Here is a 2,475-nt window from a genome sequence, read left to right as displayed (position 1 = left end):
TATTAAAATCCCTTTAGGGATTGCATAGTATCAAAGGGCTGTAGCTTGAACGAAGTGAAAGCTGGCGCCCTTTAGGCGCAGCCAGTAAAAGAGGCTTATAGCCTCAGAGCAAACCACCCGTTTTACGGGTGGTTATGATTTAAAATTATTGAATTAGAAAATTATTTAAATTTATATAAATTGCACAAATAAAGAAAAGAGAGGACATAAAATTGAAAAAGATTTTACTTATGATATCGGCTTTATTAGTAATTTTTGTAGCTGTGGGATGTTCGAGTCAAACTACTGAAGAAAATACTGCTAATAAAGAAGAAAAAGAGCAGGTTGTAGTTGCTACATCTGTTGCTATAACAGAAATACTAGACGAATTAGATGTTAAAGTAAGTGGCGTACCAAATACTAGCTACGATTTACCCGAAAGTGTAAAGGATGCGACGAAGGTCGGAAGTCCCATGAATCCAGATATGGAAATTATAAAATCATTGAAGCCGACTAGCGTAATCTGTGTAAACACCTTGGGAAGTGATTATGAAAAACAATTTGAACAAAACAACATAGATGCAAATTTTTACAATTTGAGTGATGTCGATGGATTGAAGGAAACTATTTCTAGCTTAGGTGAAAAATTCGACAAACAGGAGAAAGCACAAGAAATTTTATCGGATATAAATAAAATAGAAGAGCAGGTTTCAAAAAATAAGACCTCAGATCAAAAAATACTAGTATTATTTGGAGCACCTGGAAGTGTGATGGTGGCTACAGATAAAAGCTATGTAGGAAATTTAGTAGAGCTAGCTGGAGGAAATAACGTGTTTTCAAATGCGACGACTTCATTTACTCAAATTAACACTGAAGAAATAATAAAGTTAAATCCTGATAAAATACTTGTAATGACTCATGCAGAGCCTGAAGCAGCTAAAAAATCTGTAGAAGAGGAATTAGAAAAGAAATCATGGAAGCATGTAAATGCAGTTAAAAACAAAGATATAACTTATTTAGAAAATGGATATTTTGGAATGAGCGCCAATTTAAAAATAGGTGATGCTTTAGAAAAATTAGGAGAAATATTATATGAATAAAGTAGAAACATATGGTTTGAGCGACAAAAAGAAAATATACATGATTTTGAGCATAGTTTTTATTTTAGTTTTAGCTGTATTGATATCTTTGAGAATTGGAAGTATTGAGATTTCTTTTATGGAGCTTGTCGAGGGGATTTTTTTAAAAAAAGAGAGTGATAGCTTTTTAATAATTAAGGATTTGAGATTGCCTAGAGTATTGGCTGCTGTAATAATTGGCGGAAATCTAGCTGTATCTGGGATTTTACTTCAGACTACGATGAAAAATCCACTTGCAGATCCTGGGATAGTGGGTATATCTTCAGGAGCAAGCTTAGCTTCGATTTTAGTAATGGTTTTATTTACAGAAATTGTAAAATATAAGCTGATAGTGGCTTTTTTAGGAGGTATAGTAGCTGCGTTTTTAGTTTATCTAATAGGTGAAGATAGAGGATTTTCTCCTCTTAGGATAATACTTGCAGGTGTCTGTGTAAATTCGATTTTAAATGCACTTTCATCTATAATGACGGTTTTTAATAGTGCAGGAGTCTCATCTATACAAACATGGCTTATGGGAAGCTTAGTAAATGTAACTTGGATAGATTTTAAAATACTAGTTTGTTACACGCTTATAGGAATTATTTTAATTTTATCTGTGATAAAAAGCTGTGATCTTATGGGTCTGGGAGATAAAACGGCTCAGAGTTTAGGTCTAGATGTAAATAAGTCGAGAATACTTATAACTACAGTAGCTGTATTTTTGACGAGTATATCTACAGGAGTAGGAGGAGTTATTTCATTTGTTGGACTTGTAGTACCGCATATTTGCAGGTTTTTGATAGGTTTTAAGCATAAATACTTAATACCGTTTAGCTATTTTACAGGTGGAGTTTTGCTTTTGATTGCAGATACAATAAGTAGAAATTTATTTAGACCTTATGAGATACCAGTGGGACTTGTCATGTGCTTGATAGGAGGTCCGTTTTTTATTTATATACTTAGAAGGAGCAAGAAAAATGATTAAATTGGAAAATGTGAGTTTTTCCTACCAAAAGAGAAGGGACTTTATAAAAGATTTATCTTTAGAATTTGAAGGTGGGAAAATTACTACTATACTTGGACCAAATGGAAGTGGAAAAAGTACGCTTTTGCATATGATATCGACTTATTTAAAGCCCAAATCCGGTAAAATTTACTTAAATGATATGGATATTAGAAAATTAAAACAAAAGGAAATAGCTAAATACATATCGTGTGTCTACCAAGAGCATGAATCTCCAGATGATATTACAGTAAGGGATTTAGTTTCATTTGGCAGAAATATTTATACGGATAAAGATGAAAATGAAAAGATGATAGACTTTGCACTTGATGCTACAGGAATTTCAGATATACAGCATAAAAAAGTAAATAATTT

General features: G+C 32.4%; 3 protein-coding genes. All 3 read left to right on the top strand.

What is annotated here, in order from left to right; translation table 11 throughout:
• Positions 1-212 precede the first annotated feature (212 nt).
• On the top strand, positions 213-1,079 hold the full coding sequence (gene isdE / locus SPD90_RS03170; protein ID WP_320624652.1) for a heme ABC transporter substrate-binding protein IsdE: 867 nt from the start codon (positions 213-215) through the stop codon (positions 1,077-1,079).
• Positions 1,072-2,082, top strand: a complete 1,011-nt coding sequence (locus SPD90_RS03165) for a FecCD family ABC transporter permease (protein ID WP_320924280.1) — start codon at positions 1,072-1,074, stop codon at positions 2,080-2,082. The genes isdE and SPD90_RS03165 overlap by 8 nt, the downstream gene beginning before the upstream one ends.
• Positions 2,075-2,475 (top strand): ABC transporter ATP-binding protein (locus tag SPD90_RS03160; RefSeq protein WP_320924279.1); only part of this gene is annotated, 401 nt, incomplete at its 3' end. The genes SPD90_RS03165 and SPD90_RS03160, both read left to right, overlap by 8 nt.

It is taken from the genome of Intestinibacter sp. (assembly GCF_034113885.1).
Classification (GTDB): domain Bacteria; phylum Bacillota; class Clostridia; order Peptostreptococcales; family Peptostreptococcaceae; genus Intestinibacter.
This window is presented reverse-complemented; position numbering and strand designations above follow the sequence as displayed.

What these genes read in the sequence shown, in the direction of transcription:
- SPD90_RS03165 (WP_320924280.1), top strand. Translation starts at nt 1,072, where the DNA reads ATGAATAAAGTAGAAACATATGGTTTGAGCGACAAAAAGAAAATATAC.